Source organism: Microbacterium phoenicis (genome assembly GCF_047302325.1).
Taxonomy (GTDB): Bacteria; Actinomycetota; Actinomycetes; order Actinomycetales; family Microbacteriaceae; genus Microbacterium.
In genome coordinates, this window is the sequence record NZ_CP154849.1 from 1,196,571 (window position 1) to 1,211,667 (window position 15,097).

Sequence of the window (15,097 nt, forward strand, 5' to 3'; positions counted from 1 at the left end):
CGGCGTCTCCACCGCGAATGCGTCTTGTGCGCGGCCGGCGCGAAGGCGGGTCTCACCAGAAAGCCCGCTTGTGGACTTCACCATCGTCATCGTCGCCGGGGTTGCCGTCGTCGCCCTGCTGTTCATCCTCGGTATCGGGCTGCTCCTGTTCCGCGCCTGGTATCAGGTCCCGCAGAGCGATGAGGCCATCGTGGTCGTCGGCAAGAAGCAACGAGGCTCCGACGGGACGACCTCGAACATGACGGTCATCACGGGTGGTGGCGCGTTCGTCAACAAACTGACGCAGCGCTCCGACAAGATCTCGCTCCGCTCGCGCCAGATCAAGATGGAGCCGACGGCGCAGACGACCCACGGTGTGACCCTTCACGTCGCGGGTGTCGCTCTCGTCAAGATCGGCTCCCAGCCCGATCAGGTGCGCGCCGCAGCCGAGCGCTTCGCCTCGCAGGATCAGGCCATCGACACCTTCACGACCGAGCAGCTCGAGGGTGCCCTCCGCGGCGTCGTCGCGATGCTCTCGGTCGAAGAGGTCATGAAGGACCGGCAGAAGCTCAGCGACCAGATCGCCGAGGGTGTGAAGGGCGACCTGCTCGCGCAGGGCCTCGTGTTGGACTCGTTCGCGATCCAGGGCATCAACGACACCAACGGCTACATCGAGGCACTCGGAGCCGCCGAGGTCGAGCGCGTCCGCCGCGAGGCGGAAGTCGCCCGCATCAATGCGGCCCGCGAGGTGAGGGCGCGCCAGATCGCCACCGACGAGGCGAACCTGATCGAGCAGACCGCGCTGGACAAGAACAAGGCATCCGCCAAGAGCGAGGTCGGCCGCGCCAACGCGGAGGCCGAGCAGGCGGAGAACCTCGCCCGCGCCGAGCGCGAGCAGGCCGTTCTCGTCCAGAAGGCCGAGAACAAGCAGGCCACCCTCGACGCCGAGGTCAAGAAGGTCGCGGACGCCGACAAGTACCGCGCGCAGACCGAAGCCGACGCGAACGCCTACACGCGTCAGAAGCAGGCCGAGACCGACCGCGCGGTGGAGCAGCAGAAGGCGGATGCCGCCGCGTACAAGGTGCAGCGCGAGGCCGACGCCCGCCAGGCGTCCGCGTCCGCCGACGCGGCTGCCACGCTCGCCAAGGCCGAGGCCGAAGCGCAGGCCCGTCGCGCGACGGCCGAGGCCGAGGCCGACGCCATCCGCGCGACCGGTGAAGCCAAGGCCGCTGCCATCCAGGCCGAAGCCGAGGCGCTGCAGGAGAATCTCGAGGCCGTCCTCACGCGCGAGGTCGTCTCGAAGCTCCCCGACATGGTGTCGTCTTTCGCAGCCGGCTACGCCAGCGTCGGCAACATCACCCTCATCGGTGGCGACACCGCCGCCACGCACATCGCCCGCGAGCAGTCCCAGAGCCTCGCGGCCACCTTCGATGCGGTCAAGAGCACGACCGGCCTCGACATCGCGTCACTGGTGCAGGGGCAGGCGCTGGGCCGCGGCATCGCCGACGGGGCGAAGGCGAGCGTCCCGCAGGACTGAGCGCGCCCGGCTCCGGCGAAGGGGCGGGCCGCGCCGCGGCATCCCGAACCGTCAACGGATGCAAGGGATCCGGTGCGACACGCCGCCTCACCGCGCCGGTGGGCGGCGTGTCGCGCACGATCCCTTGCATCGGCGAACAGTCGCCGACCCGGAGGGATCAGAGGTCTGCGGGGGAGAGGTCGCCCTCGCCCTCCTCGCCGAGCTCCACGACGACGGGGTCCTGGCCCTGCGATTCGGGCTGGATGTCGGTCGCGGCATATGTCTCTTCGGGGTCGTCCGCGGGGAGGTCGAGGGGGCGGCCCTCGAACTCAGCGTCGGCGGCCTCGGTGTCGCCCACGGTGGTGTCCTCGGTGGGCGCGTCGTTCGGGTCGAGGCGGATGCCCTCGTCGCCGGTCTGATCGGGAGTGCTCATGGTGTTCCTTCCTTCGAGACCCCCACCCTCACCCCGATCGCCCGACGTGCGCACGGGCTGTCGCCGCGCGCCGGGCTGAGCTACCCTGCCGCGGTGACCACGCGACTGCTGCTGATCTCCGACACCCACATCCCCGGCCGGGCGCGCACCCTGCCCGATGCGGTCAGGCGCGAAGCGGATGCCGCCGACCTCACGGTCCACGCGGGGGACTGGGTCGCGGCATCCGTCCTCGACGATCTGCGTCAGCACGGCGAGGTCCTCGGTGTGCACGGCAACAACGACGGCGACGATCTGCGCGCCGTCCTGCCCGAGGTCGCGCGCCGCGAGATCGAGGGCGTCCGAGTCGCCGTCGTGCACGAGACGGGGCAGAAGCAGCGCCGCGAGGAGCGGATGGATGCCGCCTTCCCGGGCACCGACCTGCTCGTGTTCGGCCACAGTCACATCCCGTGGGACACGACGGCGCCGAGCGGGATGCGTCTGCTCAACCCCGGCTCGCCGACCGACCGTCGGCGGCAACCCGACCACACGCTGATGGTGGTCGAGGTGGCGGACGGCGGCATCCGTTCCGTGGATCTTCGTCGGATCTGACGGGTTGCGCCTCGTCGCCGGAGGAGTACTATCGCTGTCGGATTGCTAGAAAAGCGAGGTAAATCTCATGGCGAAGGACTCCCGTCGCTGGCTCGGCCTGGTCTTCATCAGCGTCGCGGTGTCGCTCATCATCGTCGACTCGACCATCGTGAACGTGGCCGTCCCCTCCATCGTCGAAGAGCTGAAGATCAGCTCGACCGAGGTTCAGTGGGTGCAGGAGGTCTACACCCTCGTGTTCGCCTCGTTCCTGCTGCTGTTCGGCGCCTTCGCCGACCGTTTCGGACGCCGCCGCGTCATGCTGATCGGCGTCTCGGTCTTCGCCGCGTCGTCGGTGCTCGCAAGCGTCGCGCCGACGGGTGAGCTGCTGATCCTCGCCCGCTTCGTGCAGGGCGTCGGCGGGGCGATGATCCTCCCGACCACCCTGTCTCTCATCAACTCCACGTTCCGCGGCCGTGAGCGCGGCATCGCGTTCGCCGTCTGGGGGTCGACGATCGGCGGCATGGCGGCGGTCGGTCCGCTCCTGGGCGGCTGGCTGACCACCGCGTTCTCGTGGCGGTGGGCCTTCGGCATCAACATCCCCCTCGGCATCATCATCGTGATCGGCGTGCTGCTGACGGTCGCGGAGTCGCGCGAGACCCGTAGGCGCTCGATCGACGGCGTCGGCGCACTGCTGTCGGTGATCCTCTTCGGCTCGCTCGTGTTCGGCCTCATCGAGGGCCGGACCTTCGGCTGGTGGCTCGCCGAGGACCGGCTCACGATCGGCGGCTGGGCCTGGCCGCTCTCGGTCTCGCCGATCCCCGTCGCCTTCGCCATCACGCTTATCGCGCTGGTCCTGTTCGTCTGGTGGGGGCTCCGCCGCGGCCGCCGCGGCCAGGACCCGCTCATCGACTTCTCGCTGCTGAGCATCTCGTCGTTCCGGAACGGCAACATCGCGGCCCTCGTCGTCTCGCTCGGCGAGTTCGGGCTCATCCTCGCGCTGCCGCTGTGGCTGCAGTTCGTCCTTGGCTTCGACGCGCTCCAGGTCGGCCTGCTGCTCCTCGCCCTCGCCGGCGGATCGTTCGTCGCAAGCGGCGCCGCGGGCGCGTTCAGCGGAAAGGTCCCGGCCGTCGTCGTGGTGCGCATCGGCATCCTGGCGGAGATCATCGGCATCGCCTGGACGGGGTTCATCATCGGACCGGATGCCGCGTGGGGCTGGCTCATCCCCGCCCTCGCCGTCTACGGGTTCGGCGTCGGACTCGCGACCGCGCAGCTGACCGGCGTCATCCTGCAGGACGTCCCCGTCGAGAAGTCCGGCCAGGGCTCGGGAATGCAGTCCACCGCCCGCCAAGTCGGATCGGCGCTCGGCGTCGCGATCCTCGGGACGGTGCTGTTCACGACGACCGGTGGTGTGCTCGCGGCATCCCTCGACGATGCCGGCGTCCCGTCCGCCGCCGCCGACACCGTCGTGACGGCCGTCGTCGACTCGGCGGGAGCCGCCATCGCCGGGCTCGAAGCGGACCCGTCCCAGGCGCAGATCGCGGATGCCGCGCGCACCGCCTTCTCGGACGGCACCCGCGCGTCGGCCCTGACGGCTGCCGGCTTCCTCGTCATCGGTCTCGGAGCGACGTTCGCCCTCGGCTCCGGCCGCCGCCGCGACGACGAGCCTCAGGAGTCCCGACCGGCGGAGCGCGTCCACGGGTCGTAGTCGACCTCGAGCGGCTCCTGGGCCGGGCGTTCGGCCTCGGGGACGTGTTGCAGGTTGACGCGCACGCGGTACCAGAGCGAGCTCGACCCGCGCATACCGTCGACCATCACATCGGCGGGGGAGAGGTGCGCAGCGACGTCGGGGTGGCGTTCGCGCCACCGGTCGAGCCCGCCGAGCGCCTCGTCCTTCGTCGCGGCGCGAGAGATCTCGATGAGCGGCATCGTCGACTGCCGCCGCCCCGAGCCGTCCCCGCCGCGCGGTGCGCGTTCGGCGGGTCCGAGCTTTTCCGCGAGCGCCAGCAGCTGCGCGAGTGATCCGGGAGCGTCGTCGATGCCGGCGTGGGCGTCCCCTCGCTCCGCGAAGAGGGCGGGCACCGTCCGGACGGTGAACTCCTCCGGACGGATCGTCCGCAGCGCGTCCCATTGCACCGGCATCGAGACTCGGGCGTCCGCGAGAGGCCGGACGGAGTACGCCGAGGCGACCGTGCGGTCCTTCGCATTCTGGTTGAAATCGACGAAGACGCTCTCGCCGCGCTCCTCCTTCCACCAGTGCGCGGTCGCCAGCCCCGGCGCGCGGTTCTCGACCTCGCGCGCGAATGCTTGAGCCGCCAGCCGCACCTGCGCGTAGTCGTGCTCCCGGTCGGAGCGGACGAGGATGTGGATGCCGCGCGAGCCCGACGTCTTCAGCCATCCCACGAGCCCCACATCGCTCAGCAGGTCGCGCGCGACGAACGCGACGTCGACGATCTGCGACCACTCCACCCCGGGCATCGGGTCGAGGTCGATGCGCAGCTCGTCGGGGTGGTCGAGGTCGTCGGCGCGGACGGGGTGGGGATTCAAGTCGAGGCATCCGAGCCCCACCGCCCAGACCAGGCCCGCGGCATCCCGGATCACGGCCTCCTCGGCGCTCGTCCCCGAGGCGTAACGGAGCGTCGCGGACGAGACGAAATCCGGTCGGTTCTCGGGGACGCGCTTCTGGAAGAAGGCTTCGTGGTCGATCCCCTTCACGAAGCGCTTCAGCACCATGGGTCGGTCCGCGACTCCGCGGAGCGCTCCGTCGGCCACCGCGAGGTAGTACTCGGCGAGCTCGCGCTTCGTGATCCCCGGCTCCGGGAACACGACCTTGTCGGGGCTCGAGAGCCGCACCTCGTGCCCGTCGACCTCGAGCGTGACCGCATCGTCCTTCTTCGCCATGCGCCCGGTCTACCGCGGCGCGGGCCCGTGAGCCACGGGGTTGCGCAGACCCGGTCGAACTACGATCGGAGGGTCCCGCCCGGCATCCTTCTCTGGAGGTACACCCATGTCCACGCCCGTGACCGGCTCCGCAGCGCTCGACCACGCCGCCGACCTCGCCGACTTCGTCGCCGCGTCGCCCTCCAGCTACCACGCCGCGACGGAGGTCGCCCGCAGGGTGCGCCGGGCGGGCTTCCAGGAGCTCGACGAGCGCGAGGCCTGGCCCGCGCAGCCCGGCGGCCGGTTCTTCGTCGTCCGGGACGGCGCGGTCCTCGCCTGGATCGTCCCGACCGGAGCGGATGCCGCGACCGGCGTCCACGTCTTCGGTGCGCACAGCGACTCCCCGGCCCTGAAGCTCAAGCCCCGCCCGACGACGGGGAGCCTCGGCTGGCTGCAGGCGGGCGTCGAGGTCTACGGCGGTCCGCTGCTGAACTCGTGGCTCGACCGCGAGCTGCGCCTCGCCGGCCGTCTCGTGCTCGATGACGGGACGAGTGTCCTCGCGGCGACCGGTGCCCTCCTGCGGCTGCCGCAGCTCGCGATCCACCTCGACCGCGAGGTCAATGACGGCCTCGCCCTCGACAAGCAGCGCCAGACCCAGCCGGTGTGGGGTCTCGGCGACGCCGACTCCGCCGACCTGCTCGGCGAGCTCGCCGCCGAAGCCGGTGTCGACGCGTCGCGCATCCGCGGGTACGACGTCGTGACGGCGGACGCCGCCCGCGGCGCCGTGTTCGGCAAGGGGGACGTGTTCTTCGCCTCGGGCCGTCTCGACGACCTGGCGTCCGTCCATGCCGGTGTCGTCGCGCTCGAACGCGCCGCCGACGGGTTCGATGCGTCCCGCATCGCCATGCTCGCGGTGTTCGACCACGAGGAGGTCGGCTCCGCCACCCGCTCCGGAGCGGCCGGACCGTTCCTCGCGGATGTGCTCGAGCGGATCCAGCTCTCGCTCGGCGCCGACCGCGAACAGCAGCTGCGCTCGCTCGCGTCGTCGTGGTGCGTCTCGAGCGACGTGGGTCACGCGGTGCACCCGAACTACGCCGAGAAGCACGACCCCGTGGTCCAGCCCCGGCTCGGCTCGGGACCGATCCTCAAGATCAACGCGAACCAGCGCTACGCCACCGATGGCGCGGGTGCCGCGGCCTGGCACGGCTGGTGCGACGTCGCCGGTGTCGGCTCGCAGGAGTTCGTCTCGAACAACGCGGTGCCGTGCGGATCGACGATCGGTCCGATCACGGCGACCCGGCTGGGGATCGCGACGGTGGACGTCGGCATCCCGATCCTGTCGATGCACTCCGCGCGCGAGCTCGCCGGGGTCAGCGATCTCCACCACCTGTCCCGCGTGGCCGAGGCGTTCTTCACCGCCTGATCGCAGGGGGAGAACGACGGATGCCCCGGGCCCGCCGACGTGATGTCGGGGACCCGCGGCATCCGCGGTGTCAGGGGTGATGCGTCAGGCGGCGATCAGTACCAGCCGACCGACTGCGAGTGGCCCCAGGCGCCGCAGGGGCTGCCGTAGCGACCGTCGATGTAGCCGAGGCCCCATGCGATCTGCGTCGCCGGGTTCGTCTGCCAGTCGGCTCCGGCGGAGCCCATCTTGCTGCCCGGGAGGGCCTGGGGGATGCCGTAGGCGCCGCTCGAGGGGTTGGACGCCTGGTAGTTCCAGCCGGACTCCTTGTTCCACAGCGAGACGAGGCATCCGAACTGGTCGTCGCCCCAGCCGTAGCCTCCGAGCATGCCTCGCGCCGTCTCCTGCGCAGCTGCCGCGGACGTGCCGCTGGCTGCCCGGGCCACGGGGGCAGAGGCGTTCGAGCTCGAGCTGGAGCTCGAAGAGTTCGCCTCGGCGGCGGCAGCCTCCTCGGCGGCCTTCTTCTCGGCCTCGGCCTCAGCCTTGGCCTTCGCGGCGGCCTCGGCTTTGCGCTTCTCCTCGGCCTGGCGCTCCTTCTCCTTGGCCACGGCGGCGTCGAGGCGACCGCGCAGAGCGCTCGTCTGCTCGTCGACCGAGGCGATCTCGGCCTCGACGGCCTCGGTCGCGTCGCGGGTGTCGAGCAGGAGCGGAAGTCCGGCGACCGTCTCGAGCTCGTCGACCGCGTTCGACAGATCGTCTGTGGGGACCGTCGTGTCCTTGGTTCCGACGTCGAGCTTGGAGGCCTTGATGTCGGCGGTGACGTCCTTCGACGCGGCGACGGACGTCTGGGCCTTCTCGAGAGCCGCCTGGATCCGCGACTCCGGTGCGGAGGTCGCGACGCCGTCGGTCAGGGACTCGGGGAGAGTCCGCGAGAACGAGGCGAGGGCGATCGCGGGTGTCGGAGTCTCGGCCTGTGCGGCCTGAGGGGCGGGTGCCATGGCCGTCGCGCTGGCGGCGATCACGAAGGCGGTGGTCATCGTCGAGAGGACGAGGACCGGGCGGCGCCGGAGTCGGCGTTCTTCGGTTCGGGTGGAGCGGATGGAGCGGCGGGTGGGCGTGTACGTCGAGTCAGTAGGCATGCAGAAAGTAATGGTTCCGTGTAGCGGGGACACGCCTCGAAGGGCGTGCGTGACCGTTCGGGCGGGCACGAGTCCCCCACCCTGGTTCACGGACCTGGGCGTTACCCGAACGTTACCTGGACGTCCCCAATCCTTCACCCCGAATGAAAAGTCCTGATCACGGAGCCTGAGACTTTCCTGACCTCCGCCGCGGATGCCTCTGAGCGATATATCGTTGGGTATCGGTCACCACCTGAAAGGAGACATCATGAACAGCTCATTCGGTTCGCAGGGCTTCGGCTCGAACGGCTTCGGCGGCGCTGGCCGCGGGTTCGGATCGGGGCCGCAGGGCTTCGATCTCGGCAACCTCGGCGCCGGTCTCATGGAGGCCTTCGAACAGTTCCGAACGTCCTTCGATCAGCGCCCGGCGCCCTCTCGCATGAGCCGAGGAGACGTGCGCACCGCCGTCCTCGCGCTCCTCGTGGAGAAGCCGATGCACGGGTACCAGATCATTCAGGAGATCGACTCGCGCAGCGGCGGATCGTGGAAGCCCAGCGCCGGCTCGGTCTACCCGACCTTGCAGCTGCTGGCGGACGAGGGCCTCATCGTCGCCGAGGAGGCGGGCGGTCGCAAGACCTACTCCCTCACCGACGCGGGCCGCATGGTCGCCGAGGAAGCGGCCGGGTCCGCTCCGTGGGAGAGCGCCGCGCCGACGAAGGAGCACCACCACCGCACAACCGCCCTCCCCAAGGCCGGCGTCGAGCTGGCTCAGGCAGCGGCGCAGGTCGCCCGCACCGGGTCACCGGAGCAGGTGGCGGAGGCCGTGGAGATCCTCGACGAGGCTCGCCGCCGGCTCTACGCTCTGCTCGCGCAGGGCTGATCCGCGTGGCAGCACGGCGTCGGGAAGGCGAGGACCTTCCCGACGACCGCGACGCGCGGGCGCGCTATCGACGCATCCTCCGGTTCGCGGCGAGGGCGCTCGTCGTCACGTGGTGGTTCGAGCTCTTCCTGCCGCGGATCGGCCTCGGTTGGATCGGCGTGCGCGGACGGTCGGCGCGCATGCAGCGCATCGCACGCCGGTTCCATGCACTCGCGATCGATCTCGGTGGACTGATGATCAAGGTCGGTCAGTTCATGTCGTCGCGACTGGACGTCCTGCCTCCCGAGATCACGAAGGAACTCGAAGGTCTGCAGGACGAGGTCCCCGCCGTTCCGTTTCCCGAGATCCGCGCTGAAGCCGAAGGGGAGCTGGGGGTTCCGCTCGATCGCGCGTTCGCCGGCGTCGAGACGGTGCCGGTGGCCGCGGCATCCCTCGGTCAGGCCCATCGGGCCCGCCTGGCGGAGGAGGATGCCGCGCTCACCGGACTCGACGCCGTCGTGGTGAAGGTGCAGCGTCCCGGCATCCAGCGGATCGTCGACACCGACCTCGCCGCGCTCCGCCGAGTCGGACGGTGGCTCAGCCACGTCCGCATCGTGTCGGACCGCGTCGACGCGCCCCAGCTCGTCGAGGAGTTCGCGGAGACGAGCCTCGAGGAGATCGACTACCTGCACGAGGCCGCCAACGGTGAGCGCTTCGCAGCGGACTTCGCCGGCGACCCGCGCGTCGGGGTCCCCGCCGTCGTCTGGGAGCGGACCTCACGGCGGACCCTCACCCTCGAAGACGTCACGGCGATCAAGATCACCGACCACGATGCGCTCCTCGCGGCGGGCATCGATCCCGCAGAGGTCGCCCAGGTGTTCGCCTCGGTCATGTTCGACCAGGTGTTCACGCACGGGTTCTTCCACGCCGATCCGCATCCGGGGAACATCTTCGTGACGTCGCTGACGGGGACGGATGCCGCCGGTGCCGACGCCCCGCGGTGGCGGCTCACGTTCATCGACTTCGGCATGATGGGCGAGGTCCCGCCGAGCCTGCGGAACGGACTGCGGCGTCTCATGATCGCCGTCGCGGCGCGGGACGGCGTCGCGCTCGTCCAGAGCATCCGCGACGTGGGAGTGCTGCTGCCCAGCGCCGATACGACCGAGCTCGAGCGCGCGATGACGCAGCTGTTCGCGCGGTTCGGAGGGATGGGCTTCGCCGAACTCCGAGAGGTGGACCCGCGGGAGTTCCGCGCGTTCGCGATCGAGTTCCAGGACGTCGTGCGGTCTCTGCCGTTCCAACTGCCGGAGAACTTCCTCCTCATCGTGCGCGCGATGTCGCTCACCTCGGGTGTCTGCAGTGCGCTGGACCCGGCCTTCAACCTCTGGGACGCCGTCGAGCCGTACGCCTCGCGTCTCGTGCGCGAGGAGGGACGCAACGCCGTCACCGACGTGCTGCGGCGCGCCGTCACCGGTGTGACCACGGCAGCGCGGCTTCCCGGCCGGGTCGACGGCTTCCTCACGCGGATCGAGGACCGACGCGTCTCGTTCCCCGACCCGGCACTCGAACGTCGCGTCGCCCGGTTGGAGCAGCTGGGACGGCGGACCCTGTCGGGGCTCCTGTTCGCCGCACTCCTCGTGGGCGGTGCCACTCTTCGCCCGGACGATCCCGTGCTCGGCGGCGTGCTGATGACCGGCTCCCTGCTCCCGCTGGGTCATGCCCTCCTCGCCGGGGTGTTCGGCCGCCGCTGGTGAGGCGGGGGTGCCGCCTAGGATGAGTCGGGCGCACCGGCACAGCTCGAACGGCGCGCGCGGAGGAGGCGGCATGGCCGGCAATCGCAGGACCTGGATCCTCGTCGACGGCGAGAACATCGACGCGACGCTCGGCGGCTCGATCCTGGGACGGCGTCCGCAGCCCGAAGAGCGACCCCGATGGGACCGGATCCTTTCCTTCGTCGCCGACGAGTGGAATCAGGACGCGCGCGGCCTCTTCTTCCTGAACGCCTCGACGAACCTGCCGATGTCGTTCGTGCAGGCACTCCTCGCGCTCGGCTACCAGCCCGTGCCGCTGTCAGGCGACCCCGACGAGAAGGTCGTCGATCTCGCCATCCAGCGGACCCTCCGCGCGCTGCAGGAGCACGGCGACGACGTCGTGCTCGTCAGCCACGATGGCGACTTCGTCGACGACCTCGGCGTCCTCGCTGACGGCTCGCGCCGGGTGGGTGTGCTGGCCTTCGAGGAGTTCCGCAACGCCGGCTTCGCTCAGATCCCCGGCATCCGCTTCTTCGACCTCGAGTACGACGCGGGAGCGTTCGACGCGCAGCTGCCACGCGTGCGGATCATCCCCATCGACGAGTTCGACCCGGAGCAGTTCCTGCGCTGAGCGGGGTCAGGCGAAGCGCACCCAGTTCGCGCCGCGGCCGGTCTCGTACCGGCCCTGCAGGTGCAGATCGGTGCCGTCGACGCGGTAGAGGGACACCGTCGTCGAGCCTTCGCCGGCCGCGACGAGGAGCGTGCGGTCCGGGCTGACGGCGAACCCGCGCGGCTGCGTCTCGGTCGGGACGAACCCCGCGGGCTCCGAGAGCGCGCCGTCGCCGTCGATGCGCAGCGCCGCGAGGGTGCTCGCCGTGCGCTCGGACGCCCACACGACGCCCTCGGTGAGGTGGATGTCCGCGCCCCAGACGTAGTGGTTCTCGCGCGGGTCCTCGTCGATGACGCTGTGGCGGAGCTTCTCGGACGGATCGTGAGCGGGGGTCGCGTCGATCAGGTCGAGCGTTCCGGTCGCGGAGTCGCGGCGGTAGCGGAGCACCTCGCCGGTGAACTCGGTGAGGACGTAGACGGTCGCCTCGTCGTCGCTGAACGCGAGGTGCCGCGGCCCGCTCCCCGCGGGGGCTTCGGCGGTCGCCGGCTCGAGGGGCGACAGGGAGAGGTCGTCGCCGAGGGCGTACTGGGCGATGAGGTCGGTCTCGAGCGAGACGAAGTAGGCGTGGCGCCCGTCCCCGCTCGCGAGCACCGAGTGCAGACGGGGGAAGCGGACCTCGGCGGTGGGCGCAGAGACGACACCGCCGTCGCCGACGGCGCAGACGATGCCGTAGCCGCCGGAGTAGGCGGCACCGAGGAGGGCCGACCCGCCGCGGGTGAGGGCGAGGTAGTTCATCGCGCCGCCGGGCAGCGCGACGCGCGAGAGCGGGGTCAGCGCGCCGGTCTCGCGGTCGAGGGCCAGGGTCAGGATGCCGGCCTCCGCGTTGTCGTCGTCCGCCTTCACCGACGCGTACACGAGGCCGCGGTCGCCGTCGACGGCGAAGTTCGAGCACCCGGTGGTCCCGGGCGTCACGGCGAGGCGTTCGAGTCCGGCATCCGTCACGCGGAAGGTGCTGATCGAGGAGTCACCGGCGTTGGCCACGAGGACGAGTGAAGAGGACATGATTCGATCGTATGCCGCTCCCTGCGAGCGGTGCCGCGTCCGCCCGGGAGTAGGGTCGTCGCATGCGTTTCGTGTCGGATCTGCCCTCGTGACCGCGCTCCCGACCACCGACCGCACGCCGCGCTACTACCTGAGCGCCATCGCGATCGGCCTGCTCGCCGGGCTCATGTCGGGGATGTTCGGCGTCGGCGGCGGCACGGTCATCGTCCCGCTCCTGCTGACGCTGCTCGTCTTCGATCAGCGGCGGGCAGCGGGGACCTCGCTCGCCGCCATCGTGCCGACCGCCGCCGTGGGCGTCATCTCCTACGCCGCCGTCGACGCCGTCGCCTGGATCCCGGCGATCATCCTCGCGGCGGCCGCCGTCGTCGGGGCTCAGATCGGCACCTGGCTGCTAGCGCGGCTGCCCCAGAACGCGATCCGCTGGGGCTTCATCGCCTTCCTCGTCGTCGTGATCGTGATGCTGTTCATCGTGGTGCCCTCCCGCGAGGCGGAAGTGCCGCTGACGTGGGGCACCGGCATCGGGTTCGCCGTCCTCGGTGTCTTCACCGGGATCATGGCGGGCCTCCTCGGTGTCGGCGGCGGCGTCATCGTCGTGCCGGCGCTCATGTTCCTCTTCGGCACGAGCGACCTCGTCGCCAAGGGCACGTCGCTGCTGATGATGATCCCGACCGCGATCTCGGGGACGATCGGCAACCTCCGCCGTCACAACGTCGACCTCGTCGCGGCGGCCGTCATCGGCGTCGCGGCGTGCACGACCACGGCCCTCGGTGCCTGGCTCGCGACCCTCGTCGATCCCTTCACGGCGAACGTCCTCTTCGCGGTTTACCTCACCTTCATCGCGGTGCAGCTCGGGATCAAGGCGGTCCGCGCCCATCGCGCCCGCTGACCGGGCCCGCAGGAGACCCGGACGGTAGGATCGTGCGGTGCCTGTGAATCCCGAGCTGCTCGGTCGAGCCTTCCCGCCGACCGCCCCGTACCTCGTCGGCCGCGAGAAGGTGCGCGAGTTCGCCCGCGCCGTCTTCGCGACCGACCCGCAGCACGACGACCCCGCCGCCGCCCAGGCTTTCGGTTACGCCGACGTCGTCGCGCCGCCCACCTTCGCGATGGTGATCCAGGACATCACCCTGCAGCAGCTGCTGAGCGAACCGGACTCGGGCATCGTGCTCGAGCGCGTCGTCCACGCCGAGCAGCGCTTCCGCTACACGCGGCCCATCGTCGCCGGCGACGAGCTGACCGGGCGTCTGACGGTCACCGGCATCCGCGCATTCGGCAAGGGTGCGATGGTGACGAGTGAGGCGGAGATCACGGATGCCGGTGGCGACCACGTCGTCACCGCGACGTCCGTCCTGCTGGTCGGAGGAGACGAATGACCTCGCTTGAGATCGGCACGGTCGTCGCCGAGCGCACCGTCCACCTGACGCGCGCGTCGCTCGTCCGGTACGCGGGAGCGTCGGGCGACTTCAACCCCATCCACTACAACGACGCCGTCGCCGAGCGCGTCGGTCTGCCGGGCGTCCTCGCCCACGGCATGCTGACGATGGGTCTCGCCGTCGAGACGATCGTCGAGTGGCTCGGTGACTCCGGGCGCATCCTCGAATACGGCGTGCGCTTCACGCGCCCCGTCGTCGTCGACACCGAGACCGGAGCCGACGTCACGGTCGTCGCGAAGGTCGGCGCGGTCGACGACGATGCGGTGCGCATCGACCTGACCGTCAGCCACGACGGCACCACGGTCCTCGGCAAGGCGCAGGTGCGCGTCCGCGCGGCATCCTGATGCCCGAGATCACGCCCGTCCCGCTCTCCCAGCTCACGACGCTCCGCGTCGGCGGGTCGCCGCAGCGGATGGTCGAGGCGACGACGGCAGACGAGCTCGCCGACGCGCTCCGCGACGTCTGGGCGGCGGGGGACCCGTGGCTGGTCCTCGGCGGCGGCTCGAATCTGCTGTTCGCCGACGACGAGTTCGAGGGCACGGTGATCCTCGTCCGATCCACCGGAATCGAACGGCTGCCCTCGCCGAACCCGGGTCACGTGCGCCTCACCGTGCAGGCGGGCCACTCGTGGGACGACCTCGTGGCGCAGACGGTCGCGGCGGGACTGAGCGGGATCGAGGCCATGGCGGGAATCCCCGGCACGACCGGCGCCGCTCCCATCCAGAACATCGGTGCGTACGGCCAGGAGATCGTCGAGACGCTCGTCGAGGTGGAGCTGATCGACGAGTCGACCGGCGAGGTGTCGGTGGTCCCGGCATCCGATCTGGGACTCGGCCTTCGCACCTCGGTCCTGAAGAAGCACTACGGCTCGGTGCCCGAGCGTTCCGCCGTGATCCTGTCGGTGACCCTGGAGCTCGCGCAGGTCGGTCACGGCGCTGTTCCCGTCCGCGGGGCGCAGTTGCGGTCGGCGCTGGGACTCGACGCGGATGCCGCGGTCCCGCTCGCGTGGATCCGCGAGACCGTCCTCGAGATCCGCGCCCGCAAGGGCATGGTGCTCGACGAGGAAGATCACGACACGTGGAGCGCAGGCTCGTTCTTCCAGAACCCCGTCGTGTCGGCGCAGTTCGCCGCGACCCTCCCCGCGGAGGCGCCGCGCTGGTCGATGGCCCCCGCCCTCGAGGCGGATCGCGTCATCCCGCTCGACAGGTTCGACGGGTTCATCCCGCCACGCACCGGAGGACCCGCTCCCGTCAAGATCAGCGCCGCCTGGTTGATCGAGCACGCCGGGATGCGCAAGGGCTTCCGCCTGCCCGGGTCGCAGGCGTCGCTGTCGACCAAGCACGCGCTCGCGCTCACGAACCGGGGACGCGCGACGGCCGAAGAGGTCGCCGCGCTCGCGCGGCTCATCCAGCAGCGCGTGCAGTCCGAGTTCGGTGTGCTCCTGCAGCCCGAGCCGGTGCTCTTCGACGTCGAGCTCTGACTCGGCGCCGGCA

Annotated in this window: 15 protein-coding genes; 11 read left to right on the forward strand and 4 right to left on the reverse strand. The window is 70.7% G+C overall.

All coding sequences use genetic code 11. The features are described 5' to 3' along the window. Positions 1-70 precede the first annotated feature (70 nt). On the forward strand, positions 71-1,516 hold the full coding sequence (locus ABCU91_RS05870) for an SPFH domain-containing protein (protein WP_413355145.1): 1,446 nt from the start codon (positions 71-73) through the stop codon (positions 1,514-1,516). Between the two features lie 157 nt (positions 1,517-1,673). Here ABCU91_RS05870 and ABCU91_RS05875 read toward each other — a convergent pair whose 3' ends face one another. Continuing rightward, positions 1,674-1,928: a hypothetical protein gene (locus ABCU91_RS05875; RefSeq protein WP_133399322.1), complete on the reverse strand. Its 255-nt coding sequence runs from the start codon at positions 1,926-1,928 to the stop codon at positions 1,674-1,676. Positions 1,929-2,021: 93 nt separating this feature from the next. Here ABCU91_RS05875 and ABCU91_RS05880 point away from each other — a divergent pair, with 93 nt between their 5' ends. Next, positions 2,022-2,516 (forward strand): metallophosphoesterase family protein, encoded by a 495-nt coding sequence (locus tag ABCU91_RS05880; RefSeq protein ID WP_413355146.1) that lies wholly within the window; start codon positions 2,022-2,024, stop codon positions 2,514-2,516. 67 nt (positions 2,517-2,583) lie between these two features. Continuing rightward, the gene (locus ABCU91_RS05885; protein WP_413355147.1) at positions 2,584-4,200 is read left to right on the forward strand and encodes a DHA2 family efflux MFS transporter permease subunit; all 1,617 of its coding nucleotides are present in this window, start codon (positions 2,584-2,586) and stop codon (positions 4,198-4,200) included. On the opposite strand, the gene ligD is transcribed toward ABCU91_RS05885, so the two are convergent. After that, positions 4,161-5,393, reverse strand: coding sequence for a non-homologous end-joining DNA ligase (gene ligD, locus ABCU91_RS05890; protein ID WP_413355148.1), 1,233 nt, complete (start codon positions 5,391-5,393; stop codon positions 4,161-4,163). The two genes, ABCU91_RS05885 and ligD, sit on opposite strands and share 40 nt — an antisense overlap. A 106-nt stretch (positions 5,394-5,499) precedes the next feature. On the opposite strand from ligD, the gene ABCU91_RS05895 reads away from it, so the two are divergent. Next, positions 5,500-6,795 carry a M18 family aminopeptidase gene (locus ABCU91_RS05895; RefSeq protein ID WP_413355149.1) on the forward strand — a complete coding sequence of 432 codons (1,296 nt, stop codon included), beginning with the start codon at positions 5,500-5,502 and terminating at the stop codon, positions 6,793-6,795. A 95-nt stretch (positions 6,796-6,890) separates the two neighbouring features. On the opposite strand, the gene ABCU91_RS05900 is transcribed toward ABCU91_RS05895, so the two are convergent. Next, positions 6,891-7,913 carry a hypothetical protein gene (locus ABCU91_RS05900; RefSeq protein ID WP_406922493.1) on the reverse strand — a complete coding sequence of 341 codons (1,023 nt, stop codon included), beginning with the start codon at positions 7,911-7,913 and terminating at the stop codon, positions 6,891-6,893. 247 nt (positions 7,914-8,160) lie between these two features. On the opposite strand from ABCU91_RS05900, the gene ABCU91_RS05905 reads away from it, so the two are divergent. The 3 genes from ABCU91_RS05905 to ABCU91_RS05915 all read left to right on the forward strand — a co-directional run bounded on the left by ABCU91_RS05905 (position 8,161) and on the right by ABCU91_RS05915 (position 11,133). Continuing rightward, the gene (locus ABCU91_RS05905) at positions 8,161-8,772 is read left to right on the forward strand and encodes a helix-turn-helix transcriptional regulator (RefSeq protein ID WP_413355150.1); all 612 of its coding nucleotides are present in this window, start codon (positions 8,161-8,163) and stop codon (positions 8,770-8,772) included. Positions 8,773-8,777: 5 nt separating this feature from the next. Continuing rightward, positions 8,778-10,505 carry an ABC1 kinase family protein gene (locus ABCU91_RS05910; protein WP_413355151.1) on the forward strand — a complete coding sequence of 576 codons (1,728 nt, stop codon included), beginning with the start codon at positions 8,778-8,780 and terminating at the stop codon, positions 10,503-10,505. A 70-nt stretch (positions 10,506-10,575) separates the two neighbouring features. Further along, the gene (locus ABCU91_RS05915; protein ID WP_413355152.1) at positions 10,576-11,133 is read left to right on the forward strand and encodes an NYN domain-containing protein; all 558 of its coding nucleotides are present in this window, start codon (positions 10,576-10,578) and stop codon (positions 11,131-11,133) included. Positions 11,134-11,139: 6 nt separating this feature from the next. Here the strand turns inward: ABCU91_RS05915 and ABCU91_RS05920 are convergent, their stop codons facing one another. Further along, positions 11,140-12,174, reverse strand: coding sequence for a lactonase family protein (locus tag ABCU91_RS05920; protein ID WP_413355153.1), 1,035 nt, complete (start codon positions 12,172-12,174; stop codon positions 11,140-11,142). 88 nt (positions 12,175-12,262) lie between these two features. Between ABCU91_RS05920 and ABCU91_RS05925 the strand changes: the two genes are divergently transcribed. The 4 genes from ABCU91_RS05925 to ABCU91_RS05940 are packed head-to-tail and all read left to right on the forward strand — an operon-like array spanning position 12,263 to position 15,084. Beyond that, the gene (locus ABCU91_RS05925) at positions 12,263-13,060 is read left to right on the forward strand and encodes a sulfite exporter TauE/SafE family protein (protein WP_406922489.1); all 798 of its coding nucleotides are present in this window, start codon (positions 12,263-12,265) and stop codon (positions 13,058-13,060) included. A gap of 37 nt (positions 13,061-13,097) precedes the next feature. Beyond that, entirely contained in the window at positions 13,098-13,544 is a 447-nt protein-coding gene (locus tag ABCU91_RS05930) for a MaoC family dehydratase N-terminal domain-containing protein (RefSeq protein ID WP_406922488.1), read from the forward strand. Beyond that, entirely contained in the window at positions 13,541-13,948 is a 408-nt protein-coding gene (locus tag ABCU91_RS05935; RefSeq protein WP_413355154.1) for a MaoC/PaaZ C-terminal domain-containing protein, read from the forward strand. Before ABCU91_RS05930 ends, ABCU91_RS05935 begins: the two co-directional genes overlap by 4 nt. Next, complete coding sequence (locus ABCU91_RS05940) at positions 13,948-15,084, forward strand: UDP-N-acetylmuramate dehydrogenase (RefSeq protein WP_413355155.1); 1,137 nt, start codon at positions 13,948-13,950, stop codon at positions 15,082-15,084. The genes ABCU91_RS05935 and ABCU91_RS05940 overlap by 1 nt, the downstream gene beginning before the upstream one ends. Positions 15,085-15,097 lie beyond the last annotated feature (13 nt).

Bases quoted from the DNA above. Each gene is read 5' to 3' on its own strand.
- ABCU91_RS05905 (WP_413355150.1), top strand. From the start codon at position 8,161: ATGAACAGCTCATTCGGTTCGCAGGGCTTCGGCTCGAACGGCTTCGGC.
- ABCU91_RS05900 (WP_406922493.1), bottom strand. From the start codon at position 7,913: ATGCCTACTGACTCGACGTACACGCCCACCCGCCGCTCCATCCGCTCC.
- ABCU91_RS05915 (WP_413355152.1), top strand. From the start codon at position 10,576: ATGGCCGGCAATCGCAGGACCTGGATCCTCGTCGACGGCGAGAACATC.
- ABCU91_RS05875 (WP_133399322.1), bottom strand. From the start codon at position 1,928: ATGAGCACTCCCGATCAGACCGGCGACGAGGGCATCCGCCTCGACCCG.
- ABCU91_RS05940 (WP_413355155.1), top strand. From the start codon at position 13,948: ATGCCCGAGATCACGCCCGTCCCGCTCTCCCAGCTCACGACGCTCCGC.
- ABCU91_RS05935 (WP_413355154.1), top strand. From the start codon at position 13,541: ATGACCTCGCTTGAGATCGGCACGGTCGTCGCCGAGCGCACCGTCCAC.
- ABCU91_RS05895 (WP_413355149.1), top strand. From the start codon at position 5,500: ATGTCCACGCCCGTGACCGGCTCCGCAGCGCTCGACCACGCCGCCGAC.
- ABCU91_RS05885 (WP_413355147.1), top strand. From the start codon at position 2,584: ATGGCGAAGGACTCCCGTCGCTGGCTCGGCCTGGTCTTCATCAGCGTC.
- ABCU91_RS05920 (WP_413355153.1), bottom strand. From the start codon at position 12,174: ATGTCCTCTTCACTCGTCCTCGTGGCCAACGCCGGTGACTCCTCGATC.
- ligD (WP_413355148.1), bottom strand. From the start codon at position 5,393: ATGGCGAAGAAGGACGATGCGGTCACGCTCGAGGTCGACGGGCACGAG.